General features: G+C 63.8%; 18 protein-coding genes and 1 tRNA gene. 14 read left to right on the top strand and 5 right to left on the bottom strand.

The window, feature by feature from the left end:
• Nucleotide 1: 1 nt before the first annotated feature.
• On the bottom strand, nucleotides 2-1,978 hold the full coding sequence (locus COCCU_RS11165; RefSeq protein WP_231598757.1) for an ATP-dependent DNA helicase: 1,977 nt from the start codon (nucleotides 1,976-1,978) through the stop codon (nucleotides 2-4).
• A 214-nt stretch (nucleotides 1,979-2,192) separates the two neighbouring features.
• Here COCCU_RS11165 and COCCU_RS11160 point away from each other — a divergent pair, with 214 nt between their 5' ends.
• Both COCCU_RS11160 and COCCU_RS11155 read left to right on the top strand, forming a co-directional pair.
• On the top strand, nucleotides 2,193-2,435 hold the full coding sequence (locus tag COCCU_RS11160) for a hypothetical protein (RefSeq protein WP_156231571.1): 243 nt from the start codon (nucleotides 2,193-2,195) through the stop codon (nucleotides 2,433-2,435).
• A gap of 138 nt (nucleotides 2,436-2,573) precedes the next feature.
• A complete protein-coding gene (locus COCCU_RS11155; RefSeq protein ID WP_156231570.1) occupies nucleotides 2,574-2,837 on the top strand; it encodes a hypothetical protein in 264 nt (87 codons plus the stop codon).
• A 31-nt stretch (nucleotides 2,838-2,868) separates the two neighbouring features.
• On the opposite strand, the gene COCCU_RS11150 is transcribed toward COCCU_RS11155, so the two are convergent.
• Nucleotides 2,869-4,221 carry a nicotinate phosphoribosyltransferase gene (locus tag COCCU_RS11150; RefSeq protein ID WP_156231569.1) on the bottom strand — a complete coding sequence of 451 codons (1,353 nt, stop codon included), beginning with the start codon at nucleotides 4,219-4,221 and terminating at the stop codon, nucleotides 2,869-2,871.
• A 186-nt stretch (nucleotides 4,222-4,407) separates the two neighbouring features.
• Between COCCU_RS11150 and clpS the strand changes: the two genes are divergently transcribed.
• The 5 genes from clpS to COCCU_RS11125 all read left to right on the top strand — a co-directional run bounded on the left by clpS (nucleotide 4,408) and on the right by COCCU_RS11125 (nucleotide 7,905).
• The gene (gene clpS / locus COCCU_RS11145) at nucleotides 4,408-4,707 is read left to right on the top strand and encodes an ATP-dependent Clp protease adapter ClpS (protein ID WP_231598756.1); all 300 of its coding nucleotides are present in this window, start codon (nucleotides 4,408-4,410) and stop codon (nucleotides 4,705-4,707) included.
• Between the two features lie 6 nt (nucleotides 4,708-4,713).
• Complete coding sequence (locus tag COCCU_RS11140; protein ID WP_156232818.1) at nucleotides 4,714-5,256, top strand: DUF2017 domain-containing protein; 543 nt, start codon at nucleotides 4,714-4,716, stop codon at nucleotides 5,254-5,256.
• Nucleotide 5,257: 1 nt separating this feature from the next.
• Nucleotides 5,258-6,199 (top strand): P1 family peptidase, encoded by a 942-nt coding sequence (locus COCCU_RS11135; protein WP_156231568.1) that lies wholly within the window; start codon nucleotides 5,258-5,260, stop codon nucleotides 6,197-6,199.
• Between the two features lie 111 nt (nucleotides 6,200-6,310).
• The gene (locus COCCU_RS11130) at nucleotides 6,311-7,159 is read left to right on the top strand and encodes a serine hydrolase (protein ID WP_156231567.1); all 849 of its coding nucleotides are present in this window, start codon (nucleotides 6,311-6,313) and stop codon (nucleotides 7,157-7,159) included.
• A gap of 62 nt (nucleotides 7,160-7,221) precedes the next feature.
• A complete protein-coding gene (locus COCCU_RS11125; RefSeq protein ID WP_156231566.1) occupies nucleotides 7,222-7,905 on the top strand; it encodes a rhomboid family intramembrane serine protease in 684 nt (227 codons plus the stop codon).
• 25 nt (nucleotides 7,906-7,930) lie between these two features.
• Here the strand turns inward: COCCU_RS11125 and COCCU_RS11120 are convergent, their stop codons facing one another.
• Nucleotides 7,931-8,881, bottom strand: a complete 951-nt coding sequence (locus tag COCCU_RS11120; RefSeq protein ID WP_156231565.1) for an aldo/keto reductase — start codon at nucleotides 8,879-8,881, stop codon at nucleotides 7,931-7,933.
• Nucleotides 8,882-9,080: 199 nt separating this feature from the next.
• Between COCCU_RS11120 and COCCU_RS11115 the strand changes: the two genes are divergently transcribed.
• The 5 genes from COCCU_RS11115 (at nucleotide 9,081) to rdgB (ending at nucleotide 12,727) form a co-directional block, all read left to right on the top strand.
• Entirely contained in the window at nucleotides 9,081-9,560 is a 480-nt protein-coding gene (locus COCCU_RS11115) for a MarR family winged helix-turn-helix transcriptional regulator (RefSeq protein WP_156231564.1), read from the top strand.
• Nucleotides 9,553-10,401 (top strand): glutamate racemase, encoded by an 849-nt coding sequence (gene murI, locus COCCU_RS11110; RefSeq protein WP_231598755.1) that lies wholly within the window; start codon nucleotides 9,553-9,555, stop codon nucleotides 10,399-10,401. The genes COCCU_RS11115 and murI overlap by 8 nt, the downstream gene beginning before the upstream one ends.
• 109 nt (nucleotides 10,402-10,510) lie before the next feature.
• Nucleotides 10,511-11,278, top strand: coding sequence for an MBL fold metallo-hydrolase (locus COCCU_RS11105; RefSeq protein ID WP_156231562.1), 768 nt, complete (start codon nucleotides 10,511-10,513; stop codon nucleotides 11,276-11,278).
• Between the two features lie 79 nt (nucleotides 11,279-11,357).
• The gene (rph, locus tag COCCU_RS11100; protein WP_156231561.1) at nucleotides 11,358-12,104 is read left to right on the top strand and encodes a ribonuclease PH; all 747 of its coding nucleotides are present in this window, start codon (nucleotides 11,358-11,360) and stop codon (nucleotides 12,102-12,104) included.
• Entirely contained in the window at nucleotides 12,104-12,727 is a 624-nt protein-coding gene (rdgB, locus tag COCCU_RS11095; RefSeq protein WP_156231560.1) for an RdgB/HAM1 family non-canonical purine NTP pyrophosphatase, read from the top strand. Before rph ends, rdgB begins: the two co-directional genes overlap by 1 nt.
• 52 nt (nucleotides 12,728-12,779) lie before the next feature.
• On the opposite strand, the gene COCCU_RS11090 is transcribed toward rdgB, so the two are convergent.
• Nucleotides 12,780-13,154 carry a DUF3817 domain-containing protein gene (locus COCCU_RS11090; RefSeq protein ID WP_156231559.1) on the bottom strand — a complete coding sequence of 125 codons (375 nt, stop codon included), beginning with the start codon at nucleotides 13,152-13,154 and terminating at the stop codon, nucleotides 12,780-12,782.
• Nucleotides 13,154-13,603 carry a hypothetical protein gene (locus COCCU_RS11085; protein WP_156231558.1) on the bottom strand — a complete coding sequence of 150 codons (450 nt, stop codon included), beginning with the start codon at nucleotides 13,601-13,603 and terminating at the stop codon, nucleotides 13,154-13,156. Before COCCU_RS11085 ends, COCCU_RS11090 begins: the two co-directional genes overlap by 1 nt.
• Before the next feature lie 72 nt (nucleotides 13,604-13,675).
• Here COCCU_RS11085 and COCCU_RS11080 point away from each other — a divergent pair.
• Nucleotides 13,676-13,757 (top strand) — tRNA-Leu (locus COCCU_RS11080).
• A 123-nt stretch (nucleotides 13,758-13,880) separates the two neighbouring features.
• Complete coding sequence (locus tag COCCU_RS11075; RefSeq protein WP_156231557.1) at nucleotides 13,881-14,078, top strand: hypothetical protein; 198 nt, start codon at nucleotides 13,881-13,883, stop codon at nucleotides 14,076-14,078.
• The last annotated feature ends 194 nt before the right edge of the window (nucleotides 14,079-14,272 follow it).

Below are 14,272 nucleotides of genomic sequence, written 5' to 3'. Positions count from 1 at the left end.
ATCAGCGGGCGGTGAGCCGCTTCAGGGCACCCCGGGTGACCTCACCATCGGTGGTGGTCCAGAAATTCGGCATCGAGGCCCGCAGGAAACTGCCATAACGCTTGGTCACCAGACGGTTGTCCAGGACGGCAACCACCCCGCGGTCATCCACACTGCGTAGCAGTCGGCCCGCACCCTGGGCCATGAGCAGGGCAGCGTGGGTGGCGGCGACCTCCATGAAACCATTGCGGCCCTCCGCGTCGGCGGCTTCCTTGCGGGCCTGGAGCAGGGGATCATCGGGGCGGGGGAAGGGGATGCGGTCGATCAGCACCAGGGAGAGGGAACGGCCCGGGACATCCACACCCTGCCAGAGGGTGAGGGTGCCGAAGAGGCAGGTGTTCTCGGACTGGGAGAATTTCTTCACCAGCGCACCGGTGGAATCATCACCCTGGCAGAGCACATCGAAGGGGAGCCGCTTGCGCATCTCCTCGGTGGCCTGGACCGCGGCCCGTTTAGAGGAGAAGAGCCCGAGGGTACGGCCCCCGGCGGCCATGACCAGATCATGGATCTCATCCAGGGTCTCCTGGGGTAGTCCATCCCGGCCGGGCTGGGGCAGATGCCGGGCGGTGTAGAGGATCCCGGACTTGCGGGGATCAAAGGGGGTTCCGGCATCCAGGGAATCCCAGGTTCCCTTGGACAACCCCCAGCTGGCGGCCATGGCATCGAAGTTGCCGCCGATGGTCAATGTGGCGGAGGCCAGAACCACGGTGTTCTCGGCGAAAAGTCGGGTGTTGAGCAGCCCGGCCACCGAAAGGGGAGCCACGGTCAGCGCGGTGAAACTCTCGCTGCGGCGTTCATCGCGGCGCAACCAGACCACGTCCTGCTGTTTGGCGGCATCTGATTCGGCGAAGACCTCCAGGATGCGCACGATGGCATCATGCTGCTCCTGCAGGTGGTTGCTCAGGTTCTGGCGTTCAGCGAACCTCTCCGGATCATTGGCGGCCTCACCCTCCACGGGGCGGCCGATGGTCTCACGCACCGACCACAGGCCATCCCGGACGGCCACCAACTGGGACTTGATGGACTCATCAAGGTCCTCCCAACGTCCCTCCGGCAGTGCCGCCAGGGTTTTCTCCCAGTCCTCGGCCAGCTCGGTGAGCCGCTCATCCCGACCCTCCGCACCGAGTTTCCCGGCGCGCTTGGCGGAGAGTTTGAGGGTGCTGGCGGAAATCTCGGCGGTGGCCACGGCGGTGATGCGGCCATCGAGTTCATGGGCCTCGTCAACGATGACCACATCATGCTCGGGGAGGATATTGGTGTCGGCCAGGGCGTCAATGGCCAGCAGTGCGTGGTTGGTGACCACCACATCGGCTTCCCGGGCCTTGGCCTTGGCCAGTTCGGCGAAGCATTCCTCGCCGTGGGGGCAGCGGGAGGCGCCGAGGCATTCCTGGGCGGTGACGGAAGCCTGTTTCCAGGCGAGGTCGGGGACCCCTGGTTCCAGGTCATCGCGGTCACCGGTGTCGGTGTCCTGGGCCCATTCGTTGATTCGGACCACGTGTTTGCCCAGCCAGGAGAGGTCCTCCTCGGGGATCAGGGAGTCTTCCGACTCGGTTTCGGCCCGGCCGATTTTGTTCAGGCAGACGTAGTTGGAACGGCCCTTCATGATGGCGAAGCTGGGTTTGTGCGGCAGGACCGGCTCCAGGGCTTCCGCGAGGCGGGGCAGGTCCCGGTTGACCAGCTGGCGTTGCAGCGCGATGGTGGCGGTGGAGACGATCACCGCTTCTTTATTGGCCTGGGCGTGTTTGATGGCGGGCACCAGGTAGGCCAGTGATTTGCCGGTGCCGGTGCCGGCCTGAACCGCCAGGTGGCGTTCGCTGTCCAGGGCTTTTGTCACGGCCTTGGCCATGGCGACCTGGCCCTCACGGCGGGCACCACCGAGTGCCGTCACGGCGGTGTTCAGTAGGGCTTCGGTGGATTGGGGGTCAGGTTGAGCGCTCACGGTGGCCCAGTCTATCGCCAGGATCGGACACCCCCTAAAACACTGCGTGGATGTGGAAGGGGGAAGGTCCGAAAGAGTAACAATCTGCTAAATCTTCCTTGCTGAGCGCCAGGGGAGGCAGGAGGGCCGGATAGCGTGAAGATCACCACCCCAGGGGTGGCGGCTGGCAGCAAACCGGTTCCGCCAAACCCCGAACAACGGAAAGGCCTTCAACATGAGGATCCCGAAGCAGATGCTGGCCGTGGGAATGGCCGCTGCCCTCTCTTTCTCAGCGCTCAGCACACCATCTGCGATGGCTCAGACCCGACAAGAGGTCGATGTCATGAACTCCTCAGGCTCTGGTGGGGTCACCCAGTTGCCGGCCATGAGTCTGATCACCGTGGCGATGCTGCCCTGGATGATCAGCTGCGCCATCAAGGGGCAGCTGGGCATTGAGGACCCTGGCTGCATCATCTGAGGTCCGGACTGGAAGACACCACCCCCTGGGAAACAATGAGGAGACCTCCAGCGATTGAAAAAATAGCGGTGGAAGTACTGGTACATCATGAATCTCAACTGCTTTCCCGGCCCGAACCCTACTTTGAAAGGCAAGACCATGAAACTCCGTAGTACCCTGCTCGCCCTTGGCGCAGCCACCGCGCTGAGCACCGCCGCTGCCGCACCTGCGCTGGCGCAGACCTCTGATGAGCTCTACTACCAGAGCGCAGTGACCAGCTCCGAGCTTTACCTGGATGCTTTCGAGAATCCCCTGACTCAGGGCAGCGTTGTATTCGCCACCGTCGGCTCAGGTGGGCTGTGGCTGATCGGTTGCATGATCCAGGATTTCATCGCGCCAGGCACCGCCAACTGCACTTTCTAGCATCGCCGAAAGACGCTCTCTGCCGGAGGGTTTATTCTGCCGGGAAGCCGAGGAAGCGGGTGTTCAGTGCCGGTTCATCCCGGGAGAGCGCGAGGCCTTCCCAGGGCAGGGTGACCAGCTGGGCGGCCAGATAGTCGCGTGATTCATCCAGGCTGGGCAGACCCTCGATGACTTCACCATCACGCATCAGGGGGATGCTGAGCTCGGTGTAGTTGAGCTTGCCGCAGTCGGGGCGTTCGCCTTTGAAGGGGTAGACGATCTCCTCGATGGCGGTGCCGGAGGTGCGGTGGGTACGCAGTGCCTTCTTCGCGCCCCCCTGCATGGCTTTGCCGCGGGAACGCTTGGCCACCGGTTTCTCATCCACCTCGACGAGTTTGTAGACCATGCTGGCGGTAGGGGCGCCGGAACCGGTCACCACCGAGGTGCCCACACCGTAGACATCCACCGGGTCGCCGCGCAGACCGGCGATGGCGAACTCATCCAGGTCGGAGGAGACGACGATCTTGGTGTTGTAGGCCCCGAGCCCATCCAGCTGCTTGCGCACCCTGCGGGTCAGCGCCCCCAGATCACCGGAGTCGATGCGGACCCCGCCGAGCTCGGGGCCGGCAACCTCGATGGCGGTCTCGACACCCTGGGTGATGTCATAGGTGTCCACCAACAAGGTGGTGTCAAGGCCGAGGGACTCAATCTGGGAACGGAAGGCAGCGGCCTCATTGGGTGTGCCGTCCTCGTTGATGTGCAGCAGGGTCCAGGCGTGGGCTGAGGTGCCGGAAGCCGGGATGCCATAACGGTAGGAGGCCTCCATATTGGAGGTGGCGGCAAAACCGGCGAGATAGGCGGCCCGGGCGGCGGTGACCGCAGCATATTCATGGGTGCGACGTGAGCCCATCTCGATGATGGGGCGACCATCAGCAGCGGTGACCATGCGGGCGGCTGCGGAAGCGACCGCCGAGTCGGCGTTCATGATCGACAGGATCACGGTCTCCAGGATCACGCATTCCGCGAAGGTGCCGCGGACGGTGAGGATGGGGGAGTAGGGGAAGTAGAGCTCGCCCTCCCGGTAGCCGTCGACCTGGCCGGAGAACCGGAAGTTGCGGAGATAATCAATGGTGCTTTCGCTGAGGAAGTCCAGGGTGGCCAGCTGCTCCTCGGTGAACACATAATCCTGGATCGCCCGGATCACCCGGGCGGTGCCGGCGACCACCCCATAACGGCGCTCATTGGGCAACCTTCGGGAGAACACCTCGAAGGTGCAGTTTCGCTGTGCGCTGCCGTCGGCCAGTGCGGCCTCCAGCATCGTCAACTCATACTTGTCCGTCAGGAAGGAGGTGGAGCGCTTCGACGGCAGGGAGGACTGGTCAGAGGAATTCACAACCTCCACCATAATGCAGGTGGGTGGGAGAACTCCCTCCAATCCCACATCGGAGTGTGCCCTGTTCCACAACTTCCTTTCGCCTTGACTAGGCTGAGGGGTATGAAAGGGCCAATAAACAGCAATTCGGAACAGCCTGCGACGGCCGGTCCGGGGCACACCCCCGGATCTGGGCGCAGGGCCCCCGAGGTTCACCTGATGGGTTCGCCGATGGCCACCCCCGAGCTGGATGAACAGCTTGAGGTCAATGTCGCTTCGGCGGAGAATCTGCCCTGGTTGTGCATCGTCTGGGATGATCCGGTCAACCTGATGAGCTATGTGACCTATGTCTTCCAGACGGTCCTGGGTTACAGCCGTAAACGGGCCAATGAACTGATGATGCAGGTACACAGTGAAGGTAAGGCGGTGGTCAGCTCCGGCGAGAAGGACAAGGTCGAGGGTGATGTGAAGAAGCTGCATACCGCTGGTCTCTGGGCCACCATGCAGCAGGCAGGATAGTTGAGTATGCAGGCGTGGAAGAAAAAGAAGGGGCTCATGCGGGCGGCGAAGTTCAGCTGCACCCTCGAGCCCATGGAACGCGAGGTGCTGGGGGATCTCTCCGCCACGGTCTCGGAGGCACTGATCCAGCGGGCGCAGGCCGTGCCCAAGGATGATCTCTCGGAACTCACCGGGATCCCCTCGGGCCACAAGGAGGCCCCCAAGGATCCCTCCCTGGCCCGGCTGTTGCCGGATTTCGAGCGGGATGGCGATGAGGAGTATGACGGGGATAATTCGCTGCTGCGTTCCCTCCACGAACATGACATCACCAAGGCTAAGCTGGCGAACCTCCAGGTGATCAACACCGCCCTGGGCCCGGATGGTGGGGTGGCCGTCACCCTCAACGAGGCGGAGGCGCAGGCCTGGGTCGCCGCGATCAATGACATCCGGCTCTTCGTCGCCGCCGGTGATGTCCGGGGTGGGGAGGCCGCTGAGCAGGACCGCGACACCCTGGTTGAATGGTTGGCCTTCAACCAGGATTCCCTGCTCACCGCCATGATGGGTAATTAATGTGAGCTCGCTTGTCGACGTCCCCGGTATCCGGCTCGGGCATCACAGCCGGGGCGACACCGGGGTCACCGTCATCGCCGCCCCCGACGGGGCGGTCGGGGCCGTGGATGTGCGGGGTGGGGGACCCGGTACCCGGGAAACTGATCTGCTTGAAGCCCACAACACCGTCGAAAGGGTGCATGCCATCGCGCTGTGCGGCGGTTCCGCCTTCGGGTTGGCCGCCGCTGATGGGGTGATGCAGGAACTGGAGCGGGAGGGGATCGGCTTCCCGGTTTTCGGCCCGGGACAACCTGGCCCCATCGTGCCGATTGTGCCGGCCGCGGTGATCTTCGACCTGGCGGTCGGTGACCCGGCCAACCGCCCCGGCGCGGCGGATGGGGTGGCAGCCACCCGGGCTGCGCTGCACTCCGGTGGGGCAGCGACCTGCGGTTCGATCGGTGCCGGTTGCGGCGCCACCGCGGGCCGGCTGCGGGGTGGTTTCGGCCAGGCCCTCGCTGAGGTGGGGGAGTGGAAGATCGGTGCCGGGGTGGTGGCCAACCCGGTGGGTGAGGTCATTGATCCGGAGAGCGGGCGCTTCTACGGTGATGCCACCCTGCCCGGGGTGGATCCGGAGAAGTTCTCCGGGTTGCCCGGAAAAATGGCACAGCTCAACACCACCATCGGGGTGATTGCCACGGATGCTCCCCTGAGTAAGGCACAGGCCAAACGGGTGGCCATCGCCGCCCATGACGGAATTGCCAGGGCGGTGCGCCCCTCCCATCTGCCGATGGACGGTGACACCCTTTTCGTGATGGCCACCGGTGATGGTTCCGGGGTGGAGGTGGCCGAGCTGGCGCGGCTCTGTGCCGCGGCCGCCGAGTTGGTCACGGCGTCGATAGTGAAGGCGGTGCGGGCGGCGGAACCTGGCCTGGGATTGAGCTCCTACCGAGAACTCAGCGCTTAGCCACCCAGTGTGCCGGAGGTTCGTGGAAACCTGGTCCGGGCTTGTAGATTAAGGAATTCATGAGACCCCGGTGCCGATATCCCAGGTTGGGGTGGAGTCTTGGAAGGAAGCATGCGTTCTCGTTTTAGCCGTGGCCTGGTTGCCCTCAGCGCGGTCCTGGCCACCACCGTGGCTGGTTGTTCCGCCTCAGCTCCGGCAGCCGACCCGGAGCCGCTGTCCCGGGAGGTGATCGAGTCGATCAAGGCGGAGCCGGTGACCTACCAGCTCGATGAGATTGCCACCCGGGTCGCCGCGGAGCTGGATGCGGAGGTCGGTATCGCCATCCACGACGCTGAGGGGGTGCAACAGGCGGGCACCCTGCTCTCCGGGGAGTCCTGGTCCACGGTGAAAGTGCCGCTCTCCCTGGCGGCGATCCGTCAGAATGAGGAAGCGCTTCCCCTGATGCAGGCCGCCATCGAGGAATCCGATAATGATGCTGCCACGCTGCTCTGGGAATCCCTCGGGGATGCGCACCGGGCGCGGGAACAGGTGGAGGCGGTGCTGCGCGAAACCGGGGATGAGATCACCGTCGTGGATGGTGACCACTGGGAGGAGAATTCCCGGGGTTATGGGGACACCGAATGGTTGCCTGCCGCCCAGGCGAAATTCGCCACCCAGCTCCGCTGCCTGGAGGGCAGTGAGCCCCTGCTGGAATCAATGGGAAATATCACCGAGGAACAGCGATATGGGATGGGGCAGGTGGCGGGCACCCACTTCAAGGGCGGTTGGGGGCCGGATGCGGTCACCGGGGACTACCTGGTCCGTCAATTCGGTCTGTTACCGGTCTCCGATGGTGAGGTCGGGGTGGCGTTGCTGGTTAAACCTGCTGACGGCACCTATGAAACCGGGCAGCTGGCCCTGACCAGACTGGCTGAGGCACTGTCTCAGGCACTGACGGAAGCGGCCCCGGTGAACTGCTGAGCAGCCAGCGGAGAGGCTGACACTGCCCAAGTCCACTATTGCTGGCTATTCTGGGAATCATTATGAGCCTCCCGAACCCGTACTCACCTGCGCCCACACCCCTGCCGGGAACCTCCCGTTCCTCAGCGCTGCGCACCCAGCTGAAGACCCACTTCGGTACCGGCCTCTTTTATGCCATCGCGTATGTGGTGGTGATCTGGGCGGTCCATCTGATCAACGCCGCCCTGGGTGGGCTGCCGACCTACTTCGGCATTCACCCCCTGGATCTTTCCTCCATCTGGCATATCTTCACCTCCCCTCTGCTCCACGCCAACTGGGAACACCTGATCTCCAACACGGTGCCCGGCGCGATCTTCTGTTTCCTGATCGGGCTATCCGGACATCGCGTGTTCTGGGAGGTCACCACCATCGTCATGCTGTTGGCGGGTGTGGGCACCTGGATCTTCGGTGGGATCGGCACCAACCACATCGGTGCCTCCGGCATGGTCTACGGTTGGCTGGCCTATCTGCTGATTCGTGGCATCTTCAACCGCAGCATCTCCCAGATCATCCTCGGGGTGTTGCTGGGCATGGCCTACTCCGGTTTCATCTACGGGGTGCTGCCAGGGACCCCGGGCATATCCTGGCAGGCGCACCTCTTCGGCGCGCTCGGTGGTCTGGGGGCAGGTAGCTTCATCACCTCCGATGATCCCAAGGCGCTCAAGGAGAAGCGGGTGCAGAAGGCTTTGCGGTCCCAGCGACGTTAAAGCCGGATCTTCCCTGGGGAGGTTCTCAGGCGGCGAAACCCGCGGAAACCTCGTCCAGGGCAGCGACCTCAGCTGCGGAGAGCCCCAGGGTGGGGGCTGCCAGCAGGGCCGGGAGCTGTTCCGGGGCGGAGACGGAGGCGATCGGGGCGGTGATGCCCTTGGCGATGATCCAGGCCAGGGCCACGGTGCTCGGTTCCACCTGGCGGGAATCGGCGATCTCGACCAGGGTGTCGATGACCCGGAAGGCGGCGTCATTGACATAGCCGCTCATGAAGCCTTCCCGCGCGGAGCCGGAGAGGTCCTCGGCTGTGCGGTATTTGCCGGTCAGCATGCCGGAGGCCAGGGAGAAGTAGGGCAGCAGTGCCGCCTCATACTCCTGGGCGAGGGGGCCGTAGCCCTTCTCCACCTCTGCCCGGTGCAGCAGGTTGTACTGGGGCTGCAGGGCGACGGGCTGGGCGGGGGTTCCCTGGGAGGCCTCGAAGAATTCGCGTGCCCGTTCTGGGGAGTGGTTGGACAGTGCCAGGTGGCGGATGCGGCCGGATTCGATCAGCTGGTGGGCGGTCGCGACCTGTTCCGGGATGGAGATGTTCTCATCGTCGTGGTGGTAGTAGTAGATGTCGATGGTCTCCAGCCCGAGACGTTCCCGGGAGGCGTCGACGGCGGCGAAGACGGCGACCCGCTCCAGCCCCTGGTTCGGTTCCAGGGCGCCGCCCTTGGTGGCGATGATGACCTTGTCGTAGGCGTCGCGTTCCTTGAGCCATTCACCGATGAGCGCCTCTGATTCACCACCGACGTGTCCCTCAACCCAGACGGAGTACATGTCGGCGGTGTCGATGAAGTTCCCGCCGGCGGCGAGGAAGGCGTCGAGCACCGCGAAGGTGGTCTCTCGGTCGGAGGTCCAGCCAAAGGGGTTGGCACCGAGATTGAGGGGGAAAACCTTGAAGTCGGTGCGCGGGATGGTGATATTGGTGCTCATGGGGGCGAAAGTCTCCTCAGGTTGGTCATGGGTTCTTGATTACACTGAAATAGCATAACCCGAAACACTTGACGCTGCAACTAAATTCTCGGGTCGGGGTGCTCGAATTCGGGGATTCGAAGCCTTTATGCGGCGGACATGCCGGGAACACGGCGGGAAAATGCGGCACATCCCACCTGAGCGGATATGATGCCCAGATATGAGTGAGGAACCGGTGAAGTGGTTAAACGAGGTTGAGGCGGCGGCCTGGCTGAATGTCTGGTCGCTGCATGTCTGGCTGCCGAACCGCCTTGATGCGCAGCTCAAGGAAGATTTCGGAATCAGCCACTATGATTATTTCGCCTTGGCGCAGATCTCCATGGCGCCGGAGAAGAAGCTGCGGATGAGCGAATTGGCGTCGGTGTCGGACATGACCCTCTCCCATCTCTCCCGGGTGGTCACCCGCTTGGAGAAACAGGGCTGGGTGCAGCGCATCCCCGACCCGGATGACGGCCGCTCCACCCTGGCGGAGCTGACCGACTCCGGCTGGGAGCTGGTGCAGGCCGCCGCCCCGGGGCATGTCGCCGAGGTTCGCAGCCGTATCTTCGACACCCTCAATGCGGAAGAGGTTGCCCAGCTCAACAACATCGCCGGCAAGATCGTCGATGCCCTCGACCCACCGAGGAAGGCCCGTGCCTGAGGGGCTGTACCCACCTGGTCTGGGGGCCGGTACCCCGGTTGAGCCGGAGGCGCCGATCGGCATCTTCGACTCCGGGGTCGGTGGACTGACCGTGGCACGCACCATCATGGACCAGCTGCCCCACGAGTCGATCATCTACCTCGGTGACACCGCGAACGGGCCCTATGGCCCCCTGCCCATCGCCGAGGTCAGGGCGCACGCCACCCGGATCGCCGATGAGCTGGTCGAACGGGGCTGCAAGATGCTGGTGATCGCCTGCAACACCGCCTCCGCCGCCTTCCTGCGGGACGCCCGGGAACGTTATGAGGTGCCCGTGGTCGAGGTGATCCAGCCGGCGGTGCGTCGCGCGGTGGCCACCACCCGCAACGGCAGGATCGGGGTGATCGGCACGGAGGGCACCATCAAGTCCGGGGCCTACCAGGACATGTTCGCCGCCAACCCCCATGTCCAGGTGCACGCCCGGGCCTGCCCCAGCTTCGTGGACTTCGTGGAGCGAGGTGTCACCTCCGGCCGCCAGATCCTCGGGGTGGCGGAGGCCTATGTGGAGCCCCTGCAGGCGGCCGGGGTGGACACCCTGGTGCTGGGCTGCACCCACTACCCCCTGCTGTCCGGTGTGATCCAGCTGGCGATCGGCGATAACGTCACCCTGGTGTCCTCCGCTGAGGAATCCGCAAAGGATGTGCTGCGGGAACTCAGCCTCCGCGACCTGCTCGCCGAACCCCGGGAAGAGGGGCCCAGCAGGGTGTTCGAGTCCACCGGGGATCCGGCGGTGTTCGAGAAGCTGGCCACCCGATTCCTGGGCCCCGGCGTGGATCATGCCGTGAAATCCCCGGTCCGCTGAGCCCCGGCAGGGGGTGTGATGGGACCCAAGATGACGGGCACCTGAATTTCCGGTCTCCTTTTGCTGCGTTTCGGTCGAGAAAAGTGAAAATTCGTGGCAAAGTGGGCGCATGAAGTTGACCATCATCGGCAGCTCCGGAAGTGTGGGCGCCCCGGATAACCCGGCCTCCGGGTATCTGCTTTCCGTGGATAATGCCCCTTCCATTCTCATCGACATCGGCCCCGGCACGCTGGCCGGTCTGCAACAGCTGCAGGATCCCACCGATTGTCACCTGGTGATCTCCCACCTCCACGCCGATCATTGTCTGGATTTCCCCTCCCTCCTGGTCTGGCGACGGTTTCACCCCACCAGTGCGGCGGATGGACGCAAACTCTTCTTCGGCCCCGCCGACTCCCCGAAGCGGCTCGGCCGGCTCAGCGCCGATGATCCGGAGGACGTCGATGATTTCTCCGACACCTTCGCCTTCAGCGCCTGGGAGCAGGGCCGCACCGAGATCCTTGACCGGGTGAGCATTACCCCCTATCCGGTGGTGCACCCCATCGAGGCCTTCGGTTTCCGCATCGTCGAGCACACCACCAATAAGGTGTTGGCCTACTCCGGTGACAGCGGCTACACCGACACCCTCATCGACTGCGCCCGCGACGCCGATGTCTTCCTCTGCGAGGCGACCTGGGGTGATGGCACCCAACCGCAGCCCCCGCAGATGCACATGTGTGGCGCGGAGGCCGGCCGTATCGCCCGGCTGGCCGGGGTGAAGAAGCTGGTGCTGGTCCACATCCCGCCCTGGGGTGACCCGGAGGGTGCGCTGCGTTCCGCCCGCAAGGAATTTGACGGCCCCATCGAGCTCGGTCCCGCCGGCATGGAGATCGATTTCTAGGTCCGCGCGCTTAACGACGCCCCCCTTGTGCCCCTGGCGGTGCGGGGCAGTGTCGGCTACTGCCACTAAGCTGACAGCCATGACTTCATCTTCTGCAGAATTCACCCGTGCGGACGGCCGCGCCCTCGACCAGATGCGCACCGTCAAAATCACCCGGGGCTTCACCTCCAACCCGGCCGGTTCCGTGCTCGTCGAGTTCGGCGACACCCGCGTCATGTGCACCGCCTCCGTCGAGCTGGGCGTCCCGCGTTTCAAGCGTGACTCCGGGGAAGGCTGGCTGACCGCCGAGTACGCCATGCTGCCGGCCGCCACCGCGGAGCGCAACCGCCGTGAGTCCATGGCCGGCAAGGTCAAGGGCCGCACCCACGAGATCTCCCGCCTGATCGGCCGCTCCCTGCGCGCCGCAGTGGACCTCTCCGAGCTGGGCGAGAACACCATCAACATCGACTGTGATGTCCTCCAGGCCGATGGTGGCACCCGCACCGCCTCCATCACCGGCGCCTATGTCGCCCTGGCTGACGCCATCGCCGTGCTCAAGGCCCGGGGTGTGGTCCCGGGTAACCCGCTGCTGCCGCCGGTCGCCGCGGTCTCCGTCGGTGTCGTCGAGGGCAATGTCTGCCTCGACCTGCCCTATGAGGAGGATGCACGCGCCGATGTGGACATGAACGTCGTCATGACCGAATCCGGTGAGTTCGTGGAGCTGCAGGGCACCGGTGAGAACAACACCTTCGACCGCGCCCAGCTCGGTGAGATCCTGGACTACGCGGAGAAGGGCTGCCGTGAGCTGATCGCCGCGCAGCGCGCCGCCCTGGCCCAGGATCTCTGATGCAGCTGCTGGTCGCCTCCAATAACGCCAAGAAACTGGGCGAACTGCAGCGCATCCTCGATGCCGCCGGCATCACCGGGGTGGAGCTGCTGCGGCTTGCCGACGCCCCCAGCTATCCCGAGCCGGTGGAAAATGGCCGCACCTTCGCGGACAACGCCCTGATCAAGGCCCGGGCCGGTGCCGCCGCCACCGGTCTGGTCACCATCGCCGATGATTCCGGTCTGGCGGTGGATGAGCTGAACGGCATGCCCGGTGTGCTCTCCGCCCGCTGGTCCGGTCGCCACGGTGATGACCAGGCCAATAATGAACTGCTGCTCGCCCAGCTGGGTGACGTCCCGGATGAACGCCGCGGCGCGGCCTTCGTCTCGGTCTGCGCCCTGGTCACCCCGGAAGGGGAGGAACACATGGCGGAAGGACAGTGGCGGGGCCACCTGCTGCGTGCAGAGCTCGGCGAGAACGGTTTCGGCTATGACCCCCTCTTCGTGCCTGCGGAGGAGTCCCGGGGCACCGGGCAGGGCCGTTCCTCGGCCCAGTTGAGCGCTGCGGAAAAGGATGCGCTCTCCCACCGTGGGAAGGCATTGGAGCAGCTGGTGTTCACGATCGAGAAGTTGGCTTCCCGCTGACGTCAAAGGCCAGGTGGGCCGGGATTAACCGTGCCACACCTGGCCTTCTTCTTTAAGCCTGGTTGAGCTGGAACTTCTCGTTGACTTCCTGGCGGCGCTTCTTCTCCACGTAGAAGGAGAGTAGGGGAACCACACCTGCGATCGCGGTGGTGAACCAGCGTTTCGGATCCCACCGGGCCTTCAAGCCCAGGTTGAGGGTGCTCAGTAAAAAGAGCATGTAGACCCAGCCATGAGCGATTGGAATGAATGTGGCCCAGCTGGGCAGCTCCATTTTCAGGATGTACTTCATTACCATCTCCACGACCAGCAGAATCAGGAAGACACCGGTGATCCAGGCGGTGCCGGAGAAAAGATTCAGTGCCAGACGCACCCGCTTCTTACGCTCCGGATGGATCTTCGGGGTGGTGGCGGTGGACTGTTGGGTCATCAGTTGCTTTCCTTAGGGCCGTTCGCGGCGGCGATGTCAGTACCGTCTACCGCGCCACGGCGCGGGGTGTTGAGTGCGTTGAAGGTGTCCACATCGATGGTGGGACGCGGCGGGAGGAAATCCTCGTCGATCTCGGTGGTCTTATCCTCGAAGATCAGCTTGTCAGCTTCATAGAGGGTGTCCATGTCACCGGCCTCATTCTGGGCATCGATCAGCTCATTCTCGTACTTCAGCCACAGGCGGTACGCGATGACGAAGAAGCCACCGAAGAGCGGCCACTGGAAGGCGTAGCCGAGGTTCTGGAAGGTACCCGAACCCGCCTGAAATCTTGTCCACTGCCAATATGCCAGAGAGACGCAGGCGACCACAGCGATCCCGAGAAAGACGATGTGGGAGACCCGCACCTTCTTTCTTTCCCTGAGGTTACCGTTGTTTTCGCTCACCCCCATAGGATACCCAAGCACCCCCGAAAAGCGGATTCGCCTATCACGGTGGTGACCAAGTACACTTTTCTCCGTTAAGCGCCCGTGGCGGAATTGGCAGACGCGCTGGATTTAGGTTCCAGTGTCTCAGGACGTGGGAGTTCAAGTCTCCCCGGGCGCACCGAAGAATCAACCCCGGTAGTTCATGATCTGAACTACCGGGGTTGATTCATTGGAATGGGGGAGTCACCGCGCTCGCTGAAGCAGTCACTCCTGAACCGCCGCTCCAGCTATCCTTGGCCCCATGAGTATCTCGCGCTACGTCGATGGCTGGTTCGAGGAAACGGGCGGATTACCCATTGCCGAGGTGGAACCAGACCATGCCTGTCAGGAATTTCTCCCCAGCGACGGTGTGATACTTGTCCCTAGTTACCCGGACAGTGGAAAATCCCACAGTTCACTTGGGGAGACTATCAATATGGTCAGGGACCTTCTGGCTTAAGCGCCCAGCCTGCGAAAAGTCTCACCGGGGTGGGGCGCGAAAGTGTTACATCCCCACTTCAGGCCCCTCATCCCAGCCTCGAAAAACACCCCTCAAGTGCCAGCGACACGTCTTCGCCGCACTCAAAAGATGACGCTTTCCTCATGATTTTGTGGCATATTTGGCAGACGAAACTTCAGGGCAGAATTGTGCCC

The organism is Corynebacterium occultum (genome assembly GCF_009734425.1).
GTDB classification, from domain to species: Bacteria; Actinomycetota; Actinomycetes; order Mycobacteriales; family Mycobacteriaceae; genus Corynebacterium; species Corynebacterium occultum.
Note: the sequence above shows the minus strand (reverse complement) of the source record. Positions and strands in the feature narration are given on the sequence as shown.